Annotated in this window: 25 protein-coding genes and 2 pseudogenes; 14 read left to right on the top strand and 13 right to left on the bottom strand. The window is 71.9% G+C overall.

Going from position 1 to position 22,926, the window contains the following annotated elements; genetic code table 11:
* Positions 1-28 precede the first annotated feature (28 nt).
* Positions 29-805 (bottom strand): ABC transporter permease, encoded by a 777-nt coding sequence (locus ACFQZ6_RS00330; RefSeq protein WP_381604284.1) that lies wholly within the window; start codon positions 803-805, stop codon positions 29-31.
* A gap of 430 nt (positions 806-1,235) precedes the next feature.
* Positions 1,236-2,054, bottom strand: a complete 819-nt coding sequence (locus ACFQZ6_RS00325; RefSeq protein WP_381604282.1) for a DUF1684 domain-containing protein — start codon at positions 2,052-2,054, stop codon at positions 1,236-1,238.
* A 289-nt stretch (positions 2,055-2,343) separates the two neighbouring features.
* Between ACFQZ6_RS00325 and ACFQZ6_RS00320 the strand changes: the two genes are divergently transcribed.
* The 4 genes and pseudogenes from ACFQZ6_RS00320 to ACFQZ6_RS00305 all read left to right on the top strand — a co-directional run bounded on the left by ACFQZ6_RS00320 (position 2,344) and on the right by ACFQZ6_RS00305 (position 4,874).
* Positions 2,344-2,484 (top strand): putative leader peptide, encoded by a 141-nt coding sequence (locus ACFQZ6_RS00320; RefSeq protein WP_381604280.1) that lies wholly within the window; start codon positions 2,344-2,346, stop codon positions 2,482-2,484.
* Between the two features lie 303 nt (positions 2,485-2,787).
* Positions 2,788-3,345, top strand: a complete 558-nt coding sequence (ssuE, locus tag ACFQZ6_RS00315) for an NADPH-dependent FMN reductase (protein ID WP_381604279.1) — start codon at positions 2,788-2,790, stop codon at positions 3,343-3,345.
* A gap of 83 nt (positions 3,346-3,428) precedes the next feature.
* Positions 3,429-3,669 (top strand): annotated as a pseudogene (locus ACFQZ6_RS00310) (SfnB family sulfur acquisition oxidoreductase); the annotation flags it as partial.
* A 29-nt stretch (positions 3,670-3,698) separates the two neighbouring features.
* Positions 3,699-4,874 carry an LLM class flavin-dependent oxidoreductase gene (locus tag ACFQZ6_RS00305; RefSeq protein ID WP_381604277.1) on the top strand — a complete coding sequence of 392 codons (1,176 nt, stop codon included), beginning with the start codon at positions 3,699-3,701 and terminating at the stop codon, positions 4,872-4,874.
* 59 nt (positions 4,875-4,933) lie between these two features.
* Here the strand turns inward: ACFQZ6_RS00305 and ACFQZ6_RS00300 are convergent, their stop codons facing one another.
* Positions 4,934-5,068 (bottom strand): hypothetical protein, encoded by a 135-nt coding sequence (locus ACFQZ6_RS00300; protein ID WP_381604275.1) that lies wholly within the window; start codon positions 5,066-5,068, stop codon positions 4,934-4,936.
* 401 nt (positions 5,069-5,469) lie between these two features.
* Here ACFQZ6_RS00300 and ACFQZ6_RS00295 point away from each other — a divergent pair, with 401 nt between their 5' ends.
* Together ACFQZ6_RS00295 and ACFQZ6_RS00290 are read left to right on the top strand one after the other, a co-directional pair.
* Positions 5,470-5,619, top strand: a complete 150-nt coding sequence (locus ACFQZ6_RS00295; protein WP_381604273.1) for a hypothetical protein — start codon at positions 5,470-5,472, stop codon at positions 5,617-5,619.
* A gap of 93 nt (positions 5,620-5,712) precedes the next feature.
* On the top strand, positions 5,713-6,588 hold the full coding sequence (locus ACFQZ6_RS00290; protein WP_381604272.1) for a glutathione S-transferase C-terminal domain-containing protein: 876 nt from the start codon (positions 5,713-5,715) through the stop codon (positions 6,586-6,588).
* A gap of 366 nt (positions 6,589-6,954) precedes the next feature.
* Here the strand turns inward: ACFQZ6_RS00290 and ACFQZ6_RS00285 are convergent, their stop codons facing one another.
* From ACFQZ6_RS00285 to ACFQZ6_RS00275, 3 genes and pseudogenes are all read right to left on the bottom strand, one after another.
* On the bottom strand, positions 6,955-7,158 hold the full coding sequence (locus ACFQZ6_RS00285; RefSeq protein ID WP_381604271.1) for a hypothetical protein: 204 nt from the start codon (positions 7,156-7,158) through the stop codon (positions 6,955-6,957).
* A gap of 76 nt (positions 7,159-7,234) precedes the next feature.
* Positions 7,235-7,327 (bottom strand): annotated as a pseudogene (locus tag ACFQZ6_RS00280) (type I methionyl aminopeptidase); the annotation flags it as partial.
* A gap of 220 nt (positions 7,328-7,547) precedes the next feature.
* Positions 7,548-8,435 (bottom strand): alpha/beta hydrolase fold domain-containing protein, encoded by an 888-nt coding sequence (locus ACFQZ6_RS00275; protein WP_381604269.1) that lies wholly within the window; start codon positions 8,433-8,435, stop codon positions 7,548-7,550.
* A 290-nt stretch (positions 8,436-8,725) separates the two neighbouring features.
* Here ACFQZ6_RS00275 and ACFQZ6_RS00270 point away from each other — a divergent pair, with 290 nt between their 5' ends.
* Together ACFQZ6_RS00270 and ACFQZ6_RS00265 are read left to right on the top strand one after the other, a co-directional pair.
* The gene (locus ACFQZ6_RS00270; RefSeq protein ID WP_381604267.1) at positions 8,726-9,205 is read left to right on the top strand and encodes a GerW family sporulation protein; all 480 of its coding nucleotides are present in this window, start codon (positions 8,726-8,728) and stop codon (positions 9,203-9,205) included.
* 97 nt (positions 9,206-9,302) lie between these two features.
* Positions 9,303-10,091, top strand: a complete 789-nt coding sequence (locus ACFQZ6_RS00265) for a tetratricopeptide repeat protein (protein WP_381604265.1) — start codon at positions 9,303-9,305, stop codon at positions 10,089-10,091.
* 72 nt (positions 10,092-10,163) lie between these two features.
* Here the strand turns inward: ACFQZ6_RS00265 and ACFQZ6_RS00260 are convergent, their stop codons facing one another.
* Entirely contained in the window at positions 10,164-11,051 is an 888-nt protein-coding gene (locus ACFQZ6_RS00260) for a LysR family transcriptional regulator (RefSeq protein WP_381604263.1), read from the bottom strand.
* Between the two features lie 150 nt (positions 11,052-11,201).
* On the opposite strand from ACFQZ6_RS00260, the gene ACFQZ6_RS00255 reads away from it, so the two are divergent.
* The 5 genes from ACFQZ6_RS00255 to ACFQZ6_RS00235 all read left to right on the top strand — a co-directional run bounded on the left by ACFQZ6_RS00255 (position 11,202) and on the right by ACFQZ6_RS00235 (position 15,447).
* Entirely contained in the window at positions 11,202-12,437 is a 1,236-nt protein-coding gene (locus tag ACFQZ6_RS00255; protein WP_381604261.1) for an MFS transporter, read from the top strand.
* 65 nt (positions 12,438-12,502) lie between these two features.
* Entirely contained in the window at positions 12,503-12,868 is a 366-nt protein-coding gene (locus tag ACFQZ6_RS00250; protein ID WP_381604258.1) for a MerR family transcriptional regulator, read from the top strand.
* Positions 12,869-12,914: 46 nt separating this feature from the next.
* On the top strand, positions 12,915-13,952 hold the full coding sequence (locus tag ACFQZ6_RS00245) for an NADPH:quinone oxidoreductase family protein (protein WP_381604256.1): 1,038 nt from the start codon (positions 12,915-12,917) through the stop codon (positions 13,950-13,952).
* Between the two features lie 30 nt (positions 13,953-13,982).
* Positions 13,983-14,600 (top strand): dihydrofolate reductase family protein, encoded by a 618-nt coding sequence (locus ACFQZ6_RS00240; RefSeq protein ID WP_381604254.1) that lies wholly within the window; start codon positions 13,983-13,985, stop codon positions 14,598-14,600.
* Positions 14,601-14,604: 4 nt separating this feature from the next.
* Entirely contained in the window at positions 14,605-15,447 is an 843-nt protein-coding gene (locus tag ACFQZ6_RS00235; RefSeq protein ID WP_381604252.1) for an alpha/beta fold hydrolase, read from the top strand.
* A gap of 37 nt (positions 15,448-15,484) precedes the next feature.
* On the opposite strand, the gene ACFQZ6_RS00230 is transcribed toward ACFQZ6_RS00235, so the two are convergent.
* Positions 15,485-16,510, bottom strand: a complete 1,026-nt coding sequence (locus ACFQZ6_RS00230; protein ID WP_381604250.1) for a CU044_5270 family protein — start codon at positions 16,508-16,510, stop codon at positions 15,485-15,487.
* A complete protein-coding gene (locus ACFQZ6_RS35825; RefSeq protein ID WP_449334068.1) occupies positions 16,507-17,292 on the bottom strand; it encodes an RNA polymerase sigma factor in 786 nt (261 codons plus the stop codon). Before ACFQZ6_RS35825 ends, ACFQZ6_RS00230 begins: the two co-directional genes overlap by 4 nt.
* A 236-nt stretch (positions 17,293-17,528) precedes the next feature.
* On the opposite strand from ACFQZ6_RS35825, the gene ACFQZ6_RS00210 reads away from it, so the two are divergent.
* Entirely contained in the window at positions 17,529-18,230 is a 702-nt protein-coding gene (locus tag ACFQZ6_RS00210; protein ID WP_381604248.1) for an alpha/beta fold hydrolase, read from the top strand.
* Positions 18,231-18,242: 12 nt separating this feature from the next.
* On the opposite strand, the gene kdpC is transcribed toward ACFQZ6_RS00210, so the two are convergent.
* The 4 genes from kdpC to kdpF are packed head-to-tail and all read right to left on the bottom strand — an operon-like array spanning position 18,243 to position 22,685.
* The gene (gene kdpC / locus ACFQZ6_RS00205; RefSeq protein ID WP_381604246.1) at positions 18,243-18,857 is read right to left on the bottom strand and encodes a potassium-transporting ATPase subunit KdpC; all 615 of its coding nucleotides are present in this window, start codon (positions 18,855-18,857) and stop codon (positions 18,243-18,245) included.
* 5 nt (positions 18,858-18,862) lie between these two features.
* Entirely contained in the window at positions 18,863-20,926 is a 2,064-nt protein-coding gene (gene kdpB, locus ACFQZ6_RS00200; RefSeq protein ID WP_381604244.1) for a potassium-transporting ATPase subunit KdpB, read from the bottom strand.
* Positions 20,926-22,587 (bottom strand): potassium-transporting ATPase subunit KdpA, encoded by a 1,662-nt coding sequence (gene kdpA, locus ACFQZ6_RS00195; RefSeq protein WP_381604242.1) that lies wholly within the window; start codon positions 22,585-22,587, stop codon positions 20,926-20,928. The genes kdpB and kdpA overlap by 1 nt, the downstream gene beginning before the upstream one ends.
* A gap of 8 nt (positions 22,588-22,595) precedes the next feature.
* Complete coding sequence (kdpF, locus tag ACFQZ6_RS00190) at positions 22,596-22,685, bottom strand: K(+)-transporting ATPase subunit F (RefSeq protein WP_381604240.1); 90 nt, start codon at positions 22,683-22,685, stop codon at positions 22,596-22,598.
* Between the last annotated feature and the right edge of the window lie 241 nt (positions 22,686-22,926).

Here is a 22,926-nt window from a genome sequence, read left to right as displayed (position 1 = left end):
GAGGGGAGTACTACGGGAACAGGTGGTCCTACGCGCGACCGCGCCACGGCACGAGGGCGCGTTCCAGCCGCAGCAGCAGGCCGTCGATGATCAGACCTGAGACGCCGATGGCGATGATGCCGACCAGCACCACCGGGGTGTTGTTGTAGTTGGCCGCGTCCTTGACCATGCCGCCGATGCCGGGCAGACCGTTGACCAACTCGGCGGCGACGAGGGAGGAGTAGGCCACGCCCACGGCGAGCCGGACCCCGGTGAGCGTCTCCGGCAGGGCGGACGGGACGACGACGTCCCTGACCACGTCCCACCGCGACGCGCCGAGCGCACGGGCGGCCTCGACCAGGCTCTTCGGTACGGCCGCGACGGCCGTGGTCGTGGACACCGCCACGGGCGGGAACGCGGCCACCGCCAGCAGCGTCACCTTGGGCTCCTCGTTGATGCCCAGCCAGATGATGAGGAGCGAGAAGTACGCCAGCGGCGGCAGCGTCCGCAGGAAGGTGATCCAGGGCTCGAACAACGAGCGCACCCAGCCGACGGTGCCCATGAGCAGCCCGAACAGCACCCCGAGCGCGATGCCGAGGCCGGCGCCGATCGCGATGCGCCGCAGGCTGATTCCCAGGTGCTCGATGAGGTGGGTGCCGTTGTAGCCGCGTACGCCGTCGTGCGTCGTGGACACGTTGATGAACGCGTCCCACACCTTGGCGGGCGGCGGGACCAGTGTCTCGCTCCACGTCCCGCTCGCCGCCAGGAGCTGCCACAGGACGAGGAACAGCAGGAGCGAGCCGATCGGCAGCGCGACATGGCGCACGCGTCCTCCCAGGCTCCTCACGGACGAGCGGGGCGCGGGCAGCACGTCGGCAGGCGCCGCGAGGTGACCAGGCTTGGACACAGGGGGAGTTGTGGACACGGGGCGTCCTCCACGGGGCGCCGGGACATGAGTGGCCGCCGTCGACGGAGGTCGGCGGCCGGGCCCGAGCGAGAGTGATGCTGAACGGAATGGACCGGCGCCCCGCGAGGAAGGATGCCGGGGCGCGTCAGAGAAGCCGGGTCAGCAACAACACGAGCCCGGGCGTCGGCACAGGTCGATGACCAGGCGTCGCACCAAGGGCTCGGGAATCATGGCCCTTTTCTACACCAGCCGCGGCACTTCACCAAGGGGCGTCCACTCCGCGGAACTGGGGCGGTCCACCTCCACCTCGACGGGGGAGGTGGACGTTCGCCCTGTTCGTACGAGCGTGTCAGATCCGCTCGTGGGGGATCTTCTCACCGGCCTCGATCGCGATCGGGAGCCGGTTCTCGGCGGGTGGCAGCGGGCAGGTCGCGAAGTCGGTGTAGGCGCACGGCAGGTTGGTGGCGCGGTTGAAGTCCAGCACCACGGTGCCGTCGGGTCCGGGCGGGTCGACGTGGAGGGCGCGGTTGGCTGGATACGTGGTCACGCCCGATGTCGCGTCGCTGAACAGCACCATGAGGCTGCCCGGCGTGGACCCGTTGAACGCGGTCAGACCCAGCGTGCGGCCTCCGAGGGGGAAGCGGACCCGGCCAGGGGCGTCGTAGACGTGCCGCAGTCCCTCGACCACGGCACCCACGGTGGTCGGCCGCGGCTCGGGGAACGGGGTGTACGTGCCGGTGACCGCCCAGCGTCGGTCGGGCGCGTAGGCGGGTGTCCCGGTGAACGCGGTGCGCGGCGGATGCTCCGGGTGCCGCGGCCGGATCAGATCCTGGCCGCCGCGCCTGGCGACCTCGATCACCGCGTCCCCCCAGACGGCGTTGACACCACCGCGTTCCGGGATGACACCGAAGACGTGCCGTCCACGCACCGCGGTGCCGTCGACGACGAGTTCCTCCCCCTCGCCGAGCACGACGGTGACGCCGTCGTCGCCCGTCGACCAGCTGCCGGGCGCGTCGGGGAAGCGCTGGGGATCGGTGGCCAGCCAGTGCAGGCCGGTGATGGCGAGGATGCCGTGCTCATGGGCGAGGGCGGAATCCCTCCGTTGGTGCCACGCCTCCCATTCCGAGACGAAGGTGTCGATGTCGGTGGCGGAATTCTGGACGGTCATGTGCACTCCTGCGGAATACGGCGCTGAGGGGCGGGGCCCGCGGGCGGAACGAGCCCAGTGGACCGCGGCAGCGGCGCGACACAGTGGGAAGAGGCTGGCGGGGCGCCGGAGGACGGAGTCAACTCACGGCGGAACAACCCGTGGTGGTGACACGCACGTAGTCGACGTGGCGGCGGGTCACGAGCACGGTCATGGCGTCAGGTAACCACACAGGGGCATACGCGCACCAGCTCGGCCGTTCGACAGTGCCGACGCTTCTGTCACAACCTCGTGAACACCGTCTCCCAGCATGTGGAATGAGATCCGGGCATTCTTGACCGGTCGGACCTCCACTGCTTTGATCGAAGGCATGAAGCGACAGGACCTCACGCGGCGACGCCACGTCGACCTTGCGCGTGTCTCCAGCTCCTGCTGTCGCTGTCGGGTCTGAGCGCACCAGCTCGGCCACCGAGGGAAACCCTCGCACTCGCGCCGATCTCCGCTCTTGAATTCCACTTCCGGCCGTTTTCCGTCGCCATGACGGCCTTCCCGGGAGCAGTGCGCCCGCACGCCTGAATTCCGACTTCGACCGTGCCCTGAGCCAGGTCGAGGTCGAGTGCTCCGGCAGGCGGGTGCTGCCCCTGGTGCGCGAACTGGAGGCTCGGGAGATCGAGTCCCAGCCCGTCGCCGCCCGTACCTGACCGCCACCGGCACGCCACCCGCAACCCATCCGGCACATCTGAGAGGTCCTCGCATGGCCACCGTCCTGTCCGTCTCCGGCAGCCCCTCCGCCACCTCCCGCACCGCTCGGCTGCTGCGCCACCTGGACGCCCGGCTCCGGGCCCAGGGGCACGAGGTGATCCCCTTCGACGTCCGTACGCTGCCGCCAGAGGCCCTGCTGCACGCCGACCTCGCCCACCCGGCGATCGTCGAGGCCATCGCCCAGTTCGAGCGCGCGGACGGAATCGTGATCGGCACCCCCGTCTACAAGGCCGCCTACTCCGGGCTGCTGAAGTCGCTGCTGGACCTGCTCCCGCAGTACGCACTCGCGGGCAAGACCGTCCTGCCGCTGGTCACCGGCGGCACCACCGCCCACGTCCTGGCCATCGACTACGCCCTGCGCCCCGTGCTGCACTCCATGGGCCCCGCCCACATCACGCCCGGCTGGTTCACGCTCGACAGGGACATCACCGTGGCCGACGACGGCACCCTGACCGTCGCGCCGGGCCCCACAGAGGCCCTGGCCCAGGTCACCGACCAGTTCTCGCTCGCCCTCGGTGGCCACCCGACCCTCCTGGCGGCCACCGGATGAGCGCCGCGACGGTGCTCGACGGCGACGCCGGGCGGGATGCCCGCCGTCGGCTCCCCCGTGCCGAACGGGCGATCCGGGGGCGGGCCGCCGAGGCGTCGATCGCGGTGGCCGCCTCCAGGGCGACGGCGCAGGAGGCGGCCCCTGGAGGTTGGCAGCGCCCTCGGCGAGGTGTCCGGCACACGACCGGCGCTCGACTCCTCGGGCCCGCAGGGCCCTTGGCGTGACGCCCACACCCCCACCCTGCACGACCCGGCCCGCTGGCAGGTCCAGCACATCGGCCGCCACGTGCTGAACGGCACCCAGCCACCGCGGCACGGCCCGCTGAGGCGCTCGATCCCGATCGGAGACCCCACGTGTCCCTCACCTTCCACTGGTTCCTGCCCACCAACGGCGACAGCCGCCACGTCGTCGGCGGTGGCCACGGCACCCCCGCCACGCGGTCCGGCCGTGATCGACCGCCGACGGTCGCCTACCTGAGTCAGATCGCCCGCGCCGCCGAGGATATGGGCTTCGTCGGCGCGCTCACTCCCACCGGCGCCTGGTGCGAGGACGCCTGGCTCACCACCGCGATGGTCAGCCAGAACACCGAGCGACTGAAGTTCCTGGTCGCCTTCCGGCCCGGCTTCGTCTCGCCGACGCTGGCCGCGCAGATGGCGTCCACCTTCCAGCGGCAGACCGGCGGACGGCTGCTGCTCAACGTCGTCACGGGCGGGGAGAGCCACGAGCAGCGCGCCTACGGCGACTTCCTCGACAAGGACGACCGGTACCGCCGTACCGGTGAGTTCCTGCGGATCGTCCGGGAGTTGTGGCAGGGCAGGACCGTCGACCTGGTCGGCGAGCACCTCCAGGTCGAGGACGCGAAGCTGGCCCGGGTGCCCGACCCGGTTCCCGAGGTGTACTTCGGCGGCTCCTCGCCGATCGCCGGGGAGATCGCCGCCCGGCACGTCGACGTCTACCTCACCTGGGGCGAGCCGCCGCCCGCCGTCGCCGAGAAGATCGCCTGGATCCGGGCGCTGGCCGAGAAGGAGGGCCGTGGCGTCCGCTTCGGCATCCGTCTGCACGTCATCACCCGGGACACGAGCGAGCAGGCATGGGCGGAGGCCCGGCGGCTGCTGGACGGCTTCGACACGGAGACCGTACGGGCCGTCCAGGCCGGGCTGGCCCGCAGCGAGTCCGAGGGGCAACGGCGGATGCTCGCCCTGCACGGCGGCAGCAGCGACGACCTGGAGATCCACCCGAACCTCTGGGCCGGCATCGGGCTGGTGCGGGGCGGCGCGGGCACGGCGCTGGTCGGCAGCCACACCGAGGTGGCCGAACGGATCGCCGAGTACCACCGGCTCGGCATCGACGAGTTCGTGCTCTCCGGCTACCCGCACCTGGAGGAGGCGTACTGGTTCGGCGAGGGCGTCCTGCCGAAGCTCGCGGAACAGGGACTGTGGACCCACCCCTTCCGCACCGTGGCGGATGTGAGGCCCCCCACCGCCGAGGTCCCCTTCGTCGGCGCCGGGAGCCCACGACGCCCCGGGTGATCGCCGACGACTCCGAGACGGTGACCGGTCCCTGGGAGGTCACCGGCACGACGGTGCCGTCACAGGGGCCGGAAGGTGTCTCCGAGGCGCAGGACGCGCAGGGCGGCCAGGGCGGCGGTGCGGAGGAGTTCGAGCAGGCGTGGCGTGGTCGGCGCGTCCACGTTGGCACCGGGGTGGACGGTGGTACCGGTCACGGCGGGCTCCAGCCGCATCGTCACCGGCGCCGCTCACCGGGCCACGGCGATCGCCACCTGTTCGGCGTGGACCTCGCCGAGACGACGGGAGGGGCCGCCGACCGGCCTGTACTCGTCGACCGGGACCAGGTAGGGAGCCACGGGACGGGCCGGGCACTCCGTGGACCGGGTCAGGGAGCACGGGCGCCCATCGCGGCGCGATGTCGGCGCGCGTCCGCTCGCACGCCTCCAGGGCCAGCGACAGCCGGGCGCCGGACGTCGGCGGGGCCACGTAGTCGTTGATGAAGCGGCGCTCGGGCTGCGGCGGGCCGTTCCCGTGGGGTTTCGTGCGGGCCTCTTGACTCGGCTCGGCCGGGGCCTGACACTCCACTAGGGAAATCCTAGTGAATTGGTAGGGAAAGATGGACGGTGCTGCGCCGGACCTCGGCGGCGACGCTGTCCGTGTCGCCGTCCGGCCGCTGCCCCTGCTGACCTCCCGCCGCCACATCGACCTCGTACGTGTGTGCAGCGCGGCGAGTTCCCCGCACGCCCGTAACCCCGCCCCCGCCTGACCCTCCCGTGCGCCTACCGCATCCCGGCCGCGCCGAAGCCGTCGCGCGCCGTCGCCGTCGTATGCCCGTGACCGAGCACTTCGAGGGAGACGTATGCCCGCCTCATCCCCGACAGCCGTGCCGTCCTTCCGGAGCAGGATCGGCTGTGACGCGCGCAGCGGTTACCACGCCGTGCCGCACCGCTACCGGCTCCACCTCTCGCCGTCCTGTCCGCACTGTCTGCAGATCGCCGTCACGCACAGCCTGCTCGGCCTCGACGACACCCTCCCGGTGACACTGCTGCCCGCCGTGCCCGACGCCCCGGACGGCGGGCATCGTGCGTTGCGGCCGCTGTACGAGGCCAGCTCGCACCAGCACCCCGGACCCACGGTGGCGCCGGTCCTCAGCGACGACTGGACCGGCAGGATCGTCAGCACCCACACCCCCGACATCCTGCGGGACCTCGCCCGGCAGTTCGGTGGCCATGGTCCTGATCTCCACCCGCGCGGCGCCGAGGACGCGCTCGAGTCCGTCGGTCGGCTCTGTGAGCGGGGCATCGCCTGGGCCGCCCAACGTGCCGGCGAGTCCGGCGGGGACCCGGCGGCCCGGGACATCGCCCTGGCCACTCTCCTGCGCGCGCTGGACGTGCTGGAGTGGCGGCTCGGTTCCCGGGAGCATGTGCTGGGCGGCGGACTCACCCTCGCCGACGTGCAGTTGTGGGTCGCCCTGGTCCAGCTGGACACGGTGCACCGCCACCACCTGGACGCCGCCGCCGTGCACCGCATCACCGACCACCCCCGTCTGTGGGCGTACGCACGGCGTCTGACGGCGCACCCCGCCTTCGGCTCCCACCTCGACCTGGACGGCATCGCCCGCAGGCACCACGCCCACTGCCGGGGCGAGGAGGCGGCCGGTGCGGCGGTGCAGATCGTGGACTGGGCGGCGTACGCACGCCATGAGGCACCGGAGCCGACGCGGCAGCCGGGCTGACCGGGGGACGGGACGTGGACGCCCGACCTCCGGAGGTCCTCATACGACTGCAATCCCGCCTCCACCATCCGCCCCGCACTGCCGCATAGCGTCCCGTGACATGCCGGACACCTCGATCGCGGCCCTGGCCGGAGGCCGGGTGCTGTCCGTGCCGGGCGGTGGGCCTCGTACCGGACGGGCGCGGACGAACAGGAGGAGCAGGCGCGCGGCACTGGCAGCGGTCCAGTACCGCAGCGGTGCGTGCCGTGCTCCCTCGTGGGTGTGGGCATGGGGGGCCTCGCTGAGGTCAGGTTCCGGTGGCCCTTGCTGCTGGCCTCCGCCGCGACCGGGTCGCGCGTGACCGCCCGCCGACCCGGACACCCCGTCTCAGTCGTCCCCGGCGTCGTCGCTCCCGCCGCTCCGCGACGAGCGGGAACCCCGGCTCGCGCCGCGGGCCAGATCGCTGCCCAGCAGCGTCGCCTTGGCCACGCCGCGCGCCCAACGCGGGGCATCGCCCCGGGCCGACCAGTAGACGCAGACGCAGCCGCCGATCAGGAGCAGAACCACGACGGACAGCATGAGTACGAGCATGTGCTTCCCCCCAGTGTGTGATGGCCCGCGCCATCCTCTCAGGTGGGGTCCCACCGCCAGCCGTCGCGTGGTGGCGTCAAGGCCGCGCCTCACTGTGTGCCGTACGGCAGCCCGTCGCACTCCGGAGCGTCCATCCGTCGGCGTCGGTGACGAGCCGAGCGGTGTCGGAACCGCACATCCCGAACGCCGGACGACCCCGCCGTGGCTACACCCTGCGCCCCTGACTCCTGCTGGCCCTGGAACCGTGGGAGCCGGGCCTGGCGGCGGTGATCCCGGCCCCACGAGGAAGCTGAGGGCGGCGTCGGCGGCGACTCCGCCCAGGGAGACGGCGGGGTGTGGCGAGGCGCGTTACCCTGCGAAGCCTTGGCGCGCCTCGCCACACCTCGGGGTCAGGCCGCGGTGATGGTTTTGATGATCCCTCTGGCGTGGGCGAAAGCTGCCCGCGATTCGGGGAGTCGGGGGAGGCCGATGAAGACGTGGAAGGCGTCGGGATAGAGGTGGATCTCGGCGTTGGTGCCGGCGGCCTTGGCCTTGGCGACCATCTTCATGGCGTCGGGGCACAGAATGTCGCGTTCGCCGTGGAAGACGCAGATCCGGGGCAGTGCGCGCAGGGTGTCGTTGACCGGGCTGAGCCAGGGGTGGCGCAGGGGGCGGTCCCCGGCCCAGCGGCGCATGGCCCATCGCGCCCCTTCGCGGCCGAGCATGGGGTCTCGCGGCTCGATGACTGGGATGTCGGGGTTGGTCAGGGTCGCGTCTGCGCAGGGCGAGAACAACAGGACCGCGTCGGGAAGAGGGCGGTGTTCGTCCCGGGCGCGGATCGTGAGCGCCATCGCGAGGGCGCCGCCCGCTGAATCGCCCGCGGCGATCACCGGCAACCCGGATTCGGTCAGGCCGTCGTAGAGCTCGTGGAGCTTGGGGTAGGTCTCGTCGCCCGTGTGCTCGGGTGCGAGCGCGTACAGAGGGACGGTCACGCGCAGCGGGGTGGTCAGCCCCAGGTTCCCGATGATGTGCCAGTGCGGTGTGACCAGCGGGTGCACGTACGCGCCGCCGTGCGTGTAGAGCAACTCGCCCACCGGCTGAACACCCTTCGGGGTGAGCGTGATGACCGGCATACCCTCGACGCTGCTCCGGCGGACGTCGTACGCCGTGCGGAGTGCGCGCGGCACCTCGGCGTTGGGGCGGTCACGGTCGACCTCCGCGGCGATCGCACCGGCCGAGGCGAGAGGCTTCGGCCGCAGCCGTAGGGCCCGCACCACCACTCTCATCGCCAGAGACACCGCGTCTCCTTCTCGCTCACGGACTTGGCCACGCACTACGTGAATGCGACATAACAAGGCAGGCAGCCTGCGGCGGCAGGCGACGCAGGTTCGACACCAAGAAAGCACGACAACATGCCCTGCGCTCGCTACGCCACCACATCACTGATCACGCGAACGCGCCATTCGACGACACGACCTAGGCATATCGTGAGGCAACGGACTGGACTTTCCGCACGCACCACCGCGTTCCCGCACCGACCGCGCCCACGTCCTCGGCACCGCAGGACGCCCCGACCCGGGAGGCCCCGATGACCACACCGCACACCACCGGACAACCCGTTCCGCTGGCCGACATGACGGCCGTCCACGCCTCGGTCACCCTGCTGGAACGCCTGGCCGAGAAACTCGGCCTCCGGGCCTCGGTGACCGCCGTGTACGGCGAGCCCGTGGTCAGCGAGGGCGTCACCGTCATCCCCGTGGCCCAGGTCGCCTTCGGGCTCGGCGGCGGCACGGGGCACGAAGTCGGCAAGGACAAGACCGGCGAGGGCGCGGGCGGCGGCGGGGGAGCGGTGGCCAGGCCCGTCGGCTTCATCGAGATCAAGGAGGGCACGGCGACGTACAAGCCGCTCCGCGATCCCTGGAGGGACGCCGTCCTGCCGCTCGCCGCCCTGCTCACAGCGGCAGCCGCCCCCCGGCTCGTACGCTCCCTCACCGGCTCCAGGACAGGGCGTTCGAGCCGTGCGTCCGCTCGCGGGGCCGGGCGTCTGCGGCGTCGTAGTCGTACATGAGCCGTGCTCCCCACGGATGTGCTCCTTCGGGGAAGGGAAGGAAGTACCAGCGGGCCGAGGGCGAGGAGACGCGGGTGGACAGTGGGGGAGGGTTCCGATGACGGAGGGGCAGGGGAGCCGGGGCGACGGGGGCATCGCCGAGGAGCAGCGCACGCCGCGGCGCACTCTCCGTACCCGGCGGGTCAGGCGCCGTTTCCGGCACTGGAAGCGGCCGGAGGACCGGCCCTGGCCGGACGTGCACGAGGACGTCGCGTACCTCACCCGGGAGTTGGGGCGCTGGCACCCCGACACCGTCGCCGCCCGTTCAAGGGTCCTCACCTGGCTCAGCCACGAGGGGCGGCACGACGAGGCCCTGCGGCTGACCGAGGCGGAAGTCGCCGACCGCACCGCGGAGTTCGGGGCCGACGATCCCGACACCCTGGGGTGGCGGTCGTCACTGGCCTGGGACCACCGCCGGGTCGGTGACCTGGACGCCGCCGTCGCCGAGGCGCGGGCCGTCGCGGAGGACTCCGCCAGGGTGCTCGGCCCCGACCACGCCGACACCCACCGCCGACGGGCGAGCCTGGCCCGGTTCCTCGCCGAGAACGGTGAAGCGGCCGAGGGCGTACGCCTGTTGCGCGCCCTGTACGCCGAGTCCCAGACCTTCGGCTGGCGGCGGAAGGACGAGACGCGGTCCATCCGTACGACCCTGGTCACGGCGCTGGAACTGAACGGCGACCTCCAAGAGGCCCTTGATCTCCTGGAGGTGGAGATCGACGCCGAGCGGGGGACGATCTACGGCGTCGACGAGAACCTCGACGACCACGAGATGAAGCGTCTGCAGGAGTGGCGCACCCGACTGGCCGCCGACGTGGCCCGGCAGGCCGGGAAACGGCGCAGGAGGTGACAGGCGGTCCGCCATGGGTGTTCCTGAGCCCCGCAGGCCCGCAGGCCCGCACGCCCGCGGGCCGCGCCCCGCTCACGGCGCGGCGTCGGCCTCCGGCACGCCGAGGAGCCGTAGGAAGGCGGTCGCCGCGGGGGTGCGGCTGCCGGGGCTCCAGATGACGTACTCGACGCGGGCGGGCGCGTCGGTGACCTCGACGGTGGTCACGCCGCCGAGCTGCGCCACGTACGCGGCGGGCAGCATCGCCACGCCGAGGCCCTGCCCCACCAGCCGGGCCAGGAAGTCCGCGTTGGTCACCTCGAACGCCACGTCCCGGGTCAGCCCGGCGGCCGAGAAGGCCAGGTCGGACTGGGCGCGACCGGCGGTCTGCGCGGGCAGGTCGACGAACACCTCCGAGGACAGCCGCCGCAGGTCGATCGCCGACTCCTCGGCCAGGGGGTGATCGGGCGCGACGACGGCGACGAGCCGGTCCCGGGCGAGTTCACGGCAGCCGACCCCCGCGGGCCGCATCGTGGTCGGCAGCCCCAGGAAGGCGACCTCGACGGCGCCCTGCTTGACCTGGTCCACGAGGTCGTCGCTCGCCCCCACGCGGAGGCTGACGCGCACCTGCGGATACCGCTCCCGGTAGTCGCGCAGCGCGGCCGGGATGTCGACGGCGGCGACGGACGGGATCAGGCCGACCGAGAGCCGCCCCCGGACCTCCCCGACGGCGGCGGCGACCTCGACGACCGCGCGCTCGGCGGCCTCCAGGCACTGGCGGGCGGCGGGGAGGAACGCCGCACCGGCCGGGGTGAGCCGCACCCGGCGCGTGGTGCGCTCGAACAGCTTCGCCCCCAACTCCTGCTCCAGGCGCGCGATCTGGTGACTGAGGGCGGACTGTACGACCAGACAGCGCTCGGCGGCCCGGGTGAAGCTGTTCGTCTCGGCGACGGCGACCACGTACCGCATCTGTTGCAGCTCCATGGTGATTCATCTTCGCTCAAGATGAATGCGATGACAAACATGTGTTGGACTCATTGATCGGTGCGGACCAAGAATGCGAGGTGCCCCGTCCGGCTCTGGCACCCGGGAACCAGGCGGCGGGTCCCCTGAGTTGACCGTTGGAGAGAAGCCATGTCCGCACCGGAACAAGTCCGCCCGATCTCAGCCGCCAGGGGCTGGCTCGGCGTCGCCGCCATCACCGCCAGCCTCTTCGTCTTCCTCACCACCGAACTGATGCCCGTAGGGCTGCTCACCCCGCTCAGCGAGAGTCTGGACATCTCCGTCGGGGCCGCCGGTCTGATGGTGACCGCGCAGGGTGTCGCCGCCGGGCTCGGAGTGCCGTTCATCGTGGCCTGGACCCGGCGCGTCAACCGGCGCCTCCTCCTGTCCACGCTGCTCGCGGTGCTGGCCCTCGGCAACCTCGTCACCGCCCTGTCACCGAACTACCCGCTGATCCTCGCCACGCGCCTGTGCATGGGGTTCGCCAGCGGTGTCTTCTGGGCGATCGGCGTCAGCATGGCCATGCGGATCGTGCCCGCACGGCACGCGAGCCGCGCGGCCGCCGTGGTCATGTCCGGCATCTCCATCGCCACGGTCGTCGGCATCCCGCTCGGCACCGTCGTCGAGGCGCACACCAGTTGGCGGACCACCTTCGGCATCTGGGCCGGGCTCAGCCTCCTGGTGTTCCTCGCGGTCGCGGCGATCGTCCCGTCGCTGCCGTCGCAGAACGCCGTGTCGGTGCGGGAGGTCTTCGGGCTCCCGGTGAGGAACGCCCGGCTGCGCACCGTCCTGCTGGTCGTCGTCTGCTTCGTGCTCGGCCACTTCGGCGCGTACACGTTCGTACGCCCCTACCTGGAGGCCGAGGCGGACGCCACCGCCACCTTCGTCACGGTGGTGCTGATCCTCTTCGGCGTCGGCGGCGCCCTCGGGAACTTCGCCGCCGGGTACACGGTCAACCGCAGCCTGCGCGGCACCTTCGTCGTCGGACTGGTGGGACTCCTGACGGCCCTGCTGCTGCTCCGCGCGACCGGCGACGCGGAGACCGGCGCCGTCATCGCCCTGGTCCTGTGGGGTCTGTCCTTCGGCGCGGTACAGCTCTCCCAGGTCAACATGACGCTCGCCGCCGCGCCGGAGACGTTCGAGGCGGCCATGTCGCTCAACACCATGGCGTACAACACCTGCATCGCGCTCGGGTCGCTGCTCGGCGGACTCCTCGTCGACCACGCGGGCGGCGTCACGAGCGTCATCTGGTTCGGCGTCGCCCTGGCCGCCGCCTCCCTGCTCCTCAGGCTCGGCACCGGCCGGAAGGGGAACACCTCGGCGGACGAGCCCGTCGCCGAGGACGACCGACTCGCCCCGACCGGCTGACCCGACGCGAAGACTGGGCTGACCCGACGGGAAGACCGCGGGGCCGCCGGGCGTTGCCGACGGGTATGAGGATCGGCGAAGCCTCCCGGGTCAGCGGCGTGAGCGCGCGGTCGCTACGGCACTACGAGGACGAGGGCCTCATCGTCCCCGGCCGGTTCGGCAACGGGTTCCGCGACTACTGCCCCTCCACCCTCGACCGGGTGCGCACCATCCGCTCGCTGCTGGAGTCCGGGCTGGCCGTGCGGCTGATCAGGGAAGTCCTGCCCCACCCCACCGACGGACCCGGCGTCGGCGCGGGTGCGGCGGACGCGGAGTTCCTGCGTGAGGTGGAGGGCTACCGCGACCGGCTCGCCGCCCGCATCGCCGCGCTCAGCGAGCAGCGGGCGGCGCTCGACGCCTACCTGGCCAAGGCCCGCCGCACGGCCCGATGAGCGCCGCTTGACCTTGACACAGGTGTGAGGGTCCTAGCTTCGGCGCATGGAGACCAACGAACCGCGGCACACCGCCGCGCGGACGGTACACGCACTGGTGCAGCGGTCACACCGGGGACCGGACGACCTGATCCTCACGACCGACCACCCGCGCCCCACGCCAGGACCCGACGAGTACCTGGTCCGCGTCGGCGCCGCCGGGGTCAACTTCGCCGACGTCATGCAGACCCGCGGCACCTACGGCGGCGGCCCGCGGGCGCCCTACGTGGCGGGCTTCGAGGCCGCGGGCGAGATCGTCGGCGTCGGGGCGGCGGTCGCGCACCCGCTGCCCGTCGGCACCCACGTCGTCGGCACCGGGCCGGGCGCCTTCGCCCAGTACATGACCATGCCCTCGGCGGGAGTCCTCCCCCTGCCGTCCGGCTGGAGCGACGCCGAAGCCCTCGGCCTGGTGCTGAACTGGGCCACCGCCCTGGCGGCACTGAAGCCCCTGGGTGAGGTCAGGGCGGGCGAGGTGGTGCTCGTCCACGCCGCGGCCGGGGGAGTGGGACAGGCAGCCGTCCGCCTCGCCCGGCACTACGGCGCACGCGTGATCGCCACGGCGTCCACGGCCAAACACGACCTGGTCCGCGCCCTGGGAGCCGACGAGATCCTGGACAGCCGACGCCCCGACCTGGCCGCGGCGATCACCCACCACACCGGCGGAGTCGATCTGGTTCTGGAATCGGTGGGGCGGGCCACCTTCGAGGCCAGCCTGTCGGTCACCAAGCCCTTCACCGGGCGCGTCGTCGTGTTCGGCGCCGCGTCCGGCGACGCCAGCCTCACCACGCACGACCTGGTCTTCACCCACCACGCCCAGATCAAGGGCCTGCACATCGGCGCCCTGGCGGCCAGGGCCCCGGCGGTCTACCGCTCCCTGCTCACGGAGATCGAGTCACTCATCGCCCAGGGCGTCTACCCACCGGGCACCCCCGAGATCCATCCCCTGGCCGACGGACCAGCGGTGCTCCGGCGACTCGCGGCGGGCGAGACCCACGGCAAGCACGCGCTCGACCCCTGGCACCCTTCCCGGGCAGGCGACCGATGAGTTCGCGCGGCGGATCGGGTCTGCCCTGGTATGACACGCATCATCGCTGACATCTCCGTCTCCCTCGACGGCTACGTCACCGGGCCCGACGCCAGCCCGCGGAACGGCCTGGGCACCGGGGGCGAAGCCCTGCACACATGGGCGTTCTCCGACGACCCGGACGACCGCGAGGTCCTGCGTGAGGGAACCGCCCGCTCGGGCGCCGTGGTCCTCGGACGCCACCTCTTCGACGTCGTCGACGGACCGCAGGGCTGGGACGACACCACCGGCTACGGCGCCAGCGAGGTCGGCAAGCCCGCGTTCGTCGTCGTGACGAGCGCGCCACCGGAGTCGGTGCGGACGGCCGACCTCGACTGGACGTTTGTCACCACCGGTCTGCCCGACGCCGTCACCGCCGCGCGCACACGGGCCGAGGCCGCGTCGGCCAAGAGCGGCAAGGACCTCGACGTCATCCTCATGGGCGGCGGCGCCACCATCGCCTCGGCGCTCGACGCCGGGCTGGTCGACACGCTGAGCCTGCACCTCGCACCCGTCATCCTGGGCGCCGGGACCCCGCTGTTCACCGGTGGGGCCCCGCGCACGCTGGTACGGCGGAGCGTGCTCCCCACCTCGACCGCGACGCACCTCACCTACGACGTGGTCCGGTGATCCCATGACCACGGTCCACGTCAACGGGGTCGCCCTGGGCATCGAGTCGTTCGGTGCCGACGACGCGCCCCTCGTCCTGCTCGTGGGCGGGACGACGATGCTCTCCTGGCCCGACGCGCTGTGCGAGCGCCTCGCCGCCGCAGGACGCCGTGCGGTGCGCTACGACCTGCGCGACAGCGGCGCGTCGACGACCACCGATCCGGAGGCGCCCGCCTACACCCTGCGCGACCTCGCCGCCGACGCCGCGGCCCTCGCCGAGGCGCTCGGCGGCGGGCCCGCTCACCTCGCCGGGATCGGCGTCGGCGGGATGGTCGCCCAGGTGGCCGTACTCGACCATCCGGCGGCGTTCTCGGCGCTCACCCTGGTCGGCACCCGCGCGGTCGCCCCGGGTCCGCCCGACGACGACCTCCCCGACCACGACGGGCCCACGATGCGTCGGCTGTTCGCACGCCCCCAGCCCGACTGGACGGACCGCGAGGCGGTCGCGGAGTTCGCCGCCGTCGGCGCGGAGATCCGCGGCGACGACCCCGCCGCCGCACGCGCCGTCGCCGCGCGCGTCTGGGACCGCACGCCCGGCACCGCGCCTCCGGTCCAGCTCGCCAACCAGTTGGGCATGGTGTTCGCCAGGCTCGACTGCGCACCGCGCTGGCGCGAGCGCCTGCCCGAGGTCCAGGTTCCCACGCTCGTCGTCCACGGCCGCCGCGACCGCTTCTTCCCCGTCGGCAACGGCGAGGCGATCGCCCGCGCGGTCCCCGGGGCACGGCTGCTCGTCCTCGAAGACGCCGCCACCGCGCTCCCCGGCGCGGCGGTCGGCGAGGTGGCGGAGGCGATGCTCACCCTCGGGTAGTGGACGGCGGGCGCCCGCTGGTGCTCGTACGGCTGGTTCAGGGGGAGGTGACCGGCGCCTCCCCCTTCTTGTCCGTGACACCGACCTCCAGGAGCGCGGTCTTGGTCGTCCCCAGGTAGACGAGGCTCGACGAGTCGAAGACCCAGGCGTACCCGTCCGGTGAACCCTCGAAGGTCAGGCCGACACCCGCCCGCCCCGCGGCGTCCTTGACGTGCTCCACCACGCGCGCGCCGGGGAGTTCGGCCATGGCCCGGTAGAGCGCGGCGCTGAGGTCGGGCAGCAGGGTGGCGCCGTCGATGATGACCCCCACGTTCTCGATGACCACCTCCGCGCGGCGGCCCGGTTCGACGTTCTCGGCGTCGCCGTAGAGCCTCTTCAGCAGGGCGTCCGGCTCCGTGGGCAGATCCTCCAACTGCCGGTAGGTCAGATATCCGGTTCCGACCCCCATGGCCATGTCCATCCGCCGGGCGGGGTCGTCGACCGCTACCCCCTTCCGCAGACCGTCCCGGCTGCCGTCCACCGGCATCCACTCCTCGCGGCGGACGGCCCCCTCGTACGGCGGGGCCGTGACGCCCTGCTCCTCCTGCCGTACGAGTTCCTCGACCGTGGTGAAGTCGACGCCCAACTCCACCGCCGAGCCCTGGGACTCGGTGTAGACGTACTGGTCGTCGCGGACCGTGACGGCGGGGCGTTCGGCCGCCGCAAGGGCGATCTGGTCCAGGAGCCGCGTGGCCTTGCGCGTGTCGTTCGCGGTGGCCTCCGTGGCGGTGCCCTCCTTGCCGTTCCGTGCGCCGTCGACCGCCACCGCGCCCAGTCCCACCACGGCGGCGAGCGCCACCGCCACGGCGACGAGGACGGGGCGGCGCCCGAGGCGGCGGCGCTCGGGGACCGTGGGTGAGTCGGACGGCTCGTGGGCGGACTCGTGGGTGAGGTGTGCCATCAGGTGTTCCTTCAGGACGCGGTGGCGGTCCTGCGCGAGCACCGGGCGGCCCGGAGCGGGCAGCATCTCGGCCAGATCCTGGTGGCTGTCCGGCTGGTCGCGTCGTCGCGGGTGAGTGTTCATCGCTTCTTCTCCTGCGGGGACCGAGCCGCCTGATGGCGGCTGCCCAGTGACTGTCCGACCGGCGCGGGGCGTTGCACGGCCCGCTGTTCGATGCCGCCCTCGGCGCGGCGGATGCCACCCGGGCCGCGACCGTCACCGCCGCGCTCAAGTTCCTGCTCGGTCAGCTTGCGCAACCGTTTCCTCGCCCGCGAGAGCCGGGCCCGCACGGTGCCGACGGCCACGCCGAGGGCCTGGGCCGCCGTGGCGGAGTCCAGGCCCTCCCACACGCAGAGCGCGAACACCTCCCGCTCCCCGCGCCGCATCCGGCGCAACGCCCGGTGCGCGGCGGCCAGTTCCTCGGTGTCCGCCAGCCGCCGCGTCACCTCCTCGGCGAAGTCCGGCACCGGGTCGGGGGGCGGAATCCTGCTCAGCGCGGCCTGGTGTCTTCGCGCCGCCCGCGTGGTGTTGCGCGTGACGTTCGTCGCGATGCCCAGCAGCCACGGGCGCAGACTCTCCTCGTCACCGTTCGAAGCGTCACCCCCCGGAACGTCACGCCTCGAAAGGTCACCCCCCGGAACGTCACCCCCCGGAACGTCACGCCTCGGAAGGTCACCCTCCAGCAGCACCCGTTCGCGTAGCCGCCACGCCTCCAGGAAGGTCAGGGACACGATGTCGTCGGCCACGACCCAGTCACCGGTCAGCCGGACGGCGTGCCGGTGGACCGCAGGGGCGTGTGCGTCGAAGAGTTGCCCGAACGCGTCCGGATCCCCGGCTCGCACGCGGGCGCGCAGTGAAAGCTTCACACTCCTCCCTGTCCTCGGCGCGAACGGTGTTGCGGTGACCCGCGTCACATGACGTCCGGAATCAGCCACCCGCCCACACTCCGACGGACAGCCCTGACGAGCAGAGCCGAGTAAGTCGCTGATCCTCAGTAGGCTGAAGCGGAGTGTAAGGCGGTAAGGCGGCGCGGGGGCGTCGAACCGGTGTCGTCAACCATCGGCAGCACCTCACCGTTCGTCCGACATGAGAGTGGGTCACAGTGACTGATGGACCTGCACGGCCGACCCTTCTCCTGGTACACGGGGCATGGCACGGCGCCTGGTGCTGGGACAAGCTGGCTTCGGCGCTGCGCGCCGAGGGGCACCGCGTCCGGACCGTCGGTCTCCCGAGCGCCGGAGGCCGGACGGGGCTGCGGGAGGACGCGCGGACGATCCGTACCGCACTCACCCACGTTGACGGCCCCGTCGTACTCGTAGGCCACTCCTACGGAGGGATACCGGCCAGCGAGGCCGCGGCCGGTGCCGGGAACGTGTCCCACCTCGTGTACCTCACGGCTTACCAACTGGACGTGGGCGAAAGCCTCCTGGGGTTCCACGGCGTCCCCACCCCGCCGGACGGGGAGGCCGTCACCCGGTCCGTACCGGAGAACCCCGTCGCGATGTTCTACGGCGACGTGGAACCGGGCGAGGCCGAGGAGGCCGCCAAGCGACTGGTGCCGCAGAGTACGAAGTCGTTCCGTGACACCCTCACGGAGGCCGGGTGGCACACCGTCCCTTCGACGTACATCGTCTGCGAGAACGACCGTGCACTCCCGCCCGAGACCCAGGAACGGCTGGCGGTGCGGTCCGGCGCCGTCCACCGCCTGGCGAGCGGTCACTCGCCGTTCTTCTCCCACCCGGCGGAGCTCGCCGCCGTCCTGACGGAGATATCGCCGGGTGTCCGACGGTCGGGCTCGACGTGACCGCCGAGGCCGTCACCTCACAGCCGTCAGTCCCTTCAGCGCGATGTTCAGTTCCAGCACGTTGACGTGGGGCTCGCCCATGAAGCCGAGAGCGCGGCCGTCGGTGTGGTCGTCCACCAGCCTCCGCACCTGGGCGACGGACAGGCCGTTGCGCTCGGCGACCCGCCTGACCTGGAGGTCGGCGTAGGCGGGGGAGATGTGCGGGTCGATGGCGGAGGCGGAGCCGGTGACGGCGTCCTTGGGCACCTGGGACTCCGGTACGTCGTTGAAGGCGGCGACCTGCTTCCTGGCGGCCCTGACGTCCTCGACGAGGGTGTCGTCGCTGGCGCCGAGCTGGCTGGAGCCGGTGGACAGGGGGTCGTAGCCGCTGTTCGAGGGCCGTCCCTGGAACCACCTGGGGTCGGGCCGGTCGGTGCCGGGCAGGTTCCAGCTCTGCCCGATCAGCCGCGAGCCGACGTCCCTGCCGTCGACCTGCACCACGGAGCCGTTGGCCTGGTCGTGGAACAGCGCCTGGCCGATGCCGGTGACCGCCAGCGGGTAGAGGACGCCGGTCAGGACGGTGAGGACGAGCAGCATCCGCAGGGCGGCCCAGGCCACGCGTCCGGTGTTCACAACGGAGTTGTTCATGCCGATCAGCCGATTCCGGGGATGAGGGAGAGGAGCATGTCGATGACCTTGATGCCGAGGAACGGGGCGACGAGCCCGCCCAGGCCGTAGACGGTGAGGTTGCGGCGGAGCATCCGGTCCGCGCCGCCCGGCCGGTAGCGCACGCCCTTCAGGGCGAGCGGCACCAGCGCGATGATGACCAGCGCGTTGAAGACGACCGCCGAGAGGATCGCGGACTCCGGCGAGGCCAGGTGCATGACGTTGAGCTTGTCCAGCGACGGGTAGGCGGCGGCGAACAGCGCCGGGATGATCGCGAAGTACTTCGCCACGTCGTTGGCGATGGAGAACGTCGTCAACGCGCCCCGGGTGATGAGGAGCTGCTTGCCGATCTCGACGATCTCGATCAGCTTGGTGGGGTTGGAGTCCAGGTCGACCATGTTCCCGGCCTCCTTCGCGGCCGAGGTGCCGGTGTTCATCGCGACGCCGACGTCCGCCTGGGCGAGGGCCGGGGCGTCGTTGGTGCCGTCGCCGGTCATCGCGACGAGCTTGCCGCCCGCCTGCTCCCGTTTGATGAGCGCCATCTTGTCCTCGGGCGTGGCCTCGGCGAGGAAGTCGTCGACCCCGGCCTCGTCCGCGATGGCCTTGGCGGTCAGCGGGTTGTCACCGGTGATCATGATCGTCCTGATGCCCATGCGGCGCAGTTCGGTGAACCGTTCCCGCATCCCGTCCTTGACGACGTCCTTGAGGTGGACGACGCCCAGGACGCGGGCGCCCCGCTCGTCGTGGACGGCGACCAGCAGCGGCGTACCGCCCGCCTCGGAGATCCGGTCCGCGGTCTCCACGGCGTCCGCGGCGGGCTGCCCGCCCTGCTCGCGCACCCAGGCGAGGACCGAACCGGCCGCGCCCTTGCGGACCTTGCGGCCGTCCACGTCGACGCCCGACATCCGGGTCCGCGCGGTGAAGGCGATCCACTCGGCGTGCGCCAGCTCGCCCTGGTGCCGCTCCCGCAGCCCGTACCGCTCCTTCGCCAGGACGACGACGGAGCGGCCCTCCGGCGTCTCGTCGGCCAGCGAGGAGAGCTGGGCGGCGTCCGCGACCTCGGCCTCGGTCGTACCGCGCACGGGGACGAACTCGGCGGCCCGCCGGTTGCCGAGGGTGATGGTGCCGGTCTTGTCCAGCAGCAGCGTGGAGACGTCACCGGCCGCCTCGACCGCACGCCCGGACATGGCGAGCACATTGCGTTGCACGAGCCGGTCCATGCCCGCGATGCCGATCGCGGACAGCAGCGCGCCGATCGTGGTCGGGATCAGACAGACCAGCAGCGCCACCAGCACGACCATCGTCAGCTCAGTGCCCGCATAGTCCGCGAACGGCGGCAGGGTCGCCACCGCCAGCAGGAACACGATCGTGAGCGAGGCGAGCAGGATGTTCAGCGCGATCTCGTTCGGCGTCTTCTGCCGGGCCGCGCCCTCGACCAGGTTGATCATGCGGTCGATGAACGTCTCACCCGGCTTCGTCGTGATCCGGATGACGACGCGGTCGGAGAGCACCTTCGTCCCGCCGGTGACGGCCGACCGGTCGCCGCCGGACTCACGGATGACCGGGGCGGACTCACCGGTGATCGCGGACTCGTCGACGGAGGCGACGCCGTCGATGACGTCGCCGTCGCCGGGGATGGTGTCGCCCGCCTCGCACACGACGAGGTCGCCTATCCGCAGGCTGGTGCCCGGGACCCGCTCCTCACGCTCACCCACCAGCCGCCGCGCGACGGTGTCGGTCTTGGCCCTGCGCAGCGTGTCGGCCTGCGCCTTGCCGCGTCCCTCCGCCATGGCCTCGGCGAGGTTGGCGAAGAGCACGGTCAGCCACAGCCACGCGCTGATCGCCCAGCCGAACCAGTCGCCGGGGTCCAGGAACGAGAACACGGTCGTCAGGACGGACCCGACGAGGACGACGAACATCACGGGGGACGTGACCACCACGCGGGGATCGAGCTTGCGGAAGGCGTCCGGCAGCGCCTTGACGAGCTGCGCGGGGTCGAACAGCCCCGAGCCGACCCCGCCGTCGGCGTACTTCTTCACGCGGTCGGTCATCACGCCAGTCCTTCGGCCAGGGGGCCCAGCGCGAGCGCGGGGAAGAACGTCAGCCCGGTGATGACCAGGATCGCCCCGACCAGCAACCCGGTGAACAGCGGCTTCTCGGTACGCAGCGTCCCCGCGGTGGCCGGGACGGGCTGCTGCCCGGCGAGCGACCCGGCCAGCGCCAGCACGAACACCATCGGCAGGAACCGCCCCAGCACCATGCACAGCCCGAGCACGGTGTTGTGGTACTGGGTGTCCGCACCGAACCCGGCGAACGCGCTGCCGTTGTTGTTGCTGGCGCTGGTGTAGGCGTAGAGCACCTCGGAGAAGCCGTGCGCGCCCACGTTGGTCATCGACGACTCACCCTTGCCGAGCGCCATCGCCAGCGCGGTGCCGACGAGCACCAGCGCCGGGGTGACGAGGATGTAGCAGGCGGCCAGCTTGATCTCCCGGCCGCCGATCTTCCTGCCGAGGTACTCAGGCGTACGGCCGACCATCAGCCCGGCGATGAACACCGCGATGACGGCCATGACCAGCATCCCGTAGAGCCCGGAGCCGACCCCGCCGGGCGCGATCTCGCCGAGCATCATGCCCAGCAGCAGCACCCCGCCGGACAGTCCTTGGAAGGAGTCGTGGAAGGAGTTCACCGACCCGGTCGAGGTCATGGTCGTCGACACCGCGAACAGCGAGGACGGCCCTTCCCCGAAGCGCTGCTCCTTGCCCTCCATCGCCCCGCCCGCGAGCTGCGAGGCGGTGCCCGGATGGGCGTACTCGACCCAGGTCACGGCGAGCACGCCGAGGAACCAGAGGGCGGCCATCGCGCCGACGATCGCGTACCCCTGCCGGACGCTGCCGACCATCTTCCCGAAGGTGCGCGGCAGCGAGAACGGGATCACCAGCAGCAGGAAGATCTCCAGCCAGTTGCTGAACCCGTTCGGGTTCTCGAACGGGTGCGAGGAGTTGGCGTTGAAGTAACCGCCCCCGTTCGTCCCCAGGTCCTTGATGGCCTCCTGGGAGGCGACGGCACCGGGACTGATGGCCTGCTGGTCACCGGTCAGCGTGGTCACGGTGTGGATGTCACCGAAGTTCTGGATCGCGCCACAGGCGATCAACACGACGGCGGCGACCACGGACACCGGAATCAGGACGCGTACGACACCACGCACCAGGTCGGCCCAGAAGTTCCCCAGCTCACCGGTCCGCGACCGGGCGAACCCGCGCACCAGCGCGACGGCCACCGCGATGCCGACGGCGGCGGAGACGAAGTTCTGCACGGCCAGGCCCATGGTCTGGGTGACGTGGCTCATCGCCGACTCACCCGCGTACGACTGCCAGTTCGTGTTGGACACGAAGGAGGCGGCCGTGTTGAACGCCTGGTCCGGGCTGATCGGCGCGAAGCCGAGGGACAGCGGCAGCCTGTCCTGCACCCGCATCAGCAGGTACAGCAACAGCACGCCGACCGCGGAGAAGGCGAGCACCGCACGCAGATAGGCGGGCCAGCGCATCTCCGCGTCCGGGTTGGCACCCATCGACCGGTAGATCCACCTCTCCACCCGCAGGTGCTTACGGGAGGAGAAGACGGCGGCCATGTAGTCGCCGAAGGGACGGTGCACCAGGGCGAGCGCGCCGATCAGCGCGGTCACCAGGAGCACATCAGCGAGGACGGGACTCATCTCGGAGCTCAGAACCTCTCCGGGAAGACGAGGGCGGCCACCAGATAGCCCAGCAGGGCCAGGGCCACCACCAACCCCACAACGTACTCGGCGGTCACAGCCTGCCCACCCCCCGGGCGATGAGGGCCACCAGCGCGAACACCGCGACGGTGGCGACGACGAAGGCCACGTCGGCCATCACAAGCTCCCTGAACGGTTCGAAAACGATCGGACCGGAACAGCGAACCTGCCGCCAGCCGGTAGGACGACCACCGCTAACGGCCCTCATACGTGCACTACGACGCCCTTGACGCACCGCTAACGCCGGACCGTGCCCACCCCCCTTGGCCCGCTAGCGGC

This window comes from Streptomyces flavalbus (genome assembly GCF_042674625.1).
In the GTDB taxonomy this organism is placed as follows: domain Bacteria; phylum Actinomycetota; class Actinomycetes; order Streptomycetales; family Streptomycetaceae; genus Streptomyces; species Streptomyces flavalbus.
Note: the sequence above shows the minus strand (reverse complement) of the source record. Positions and strands in the feature narration are given on the sequence as shown.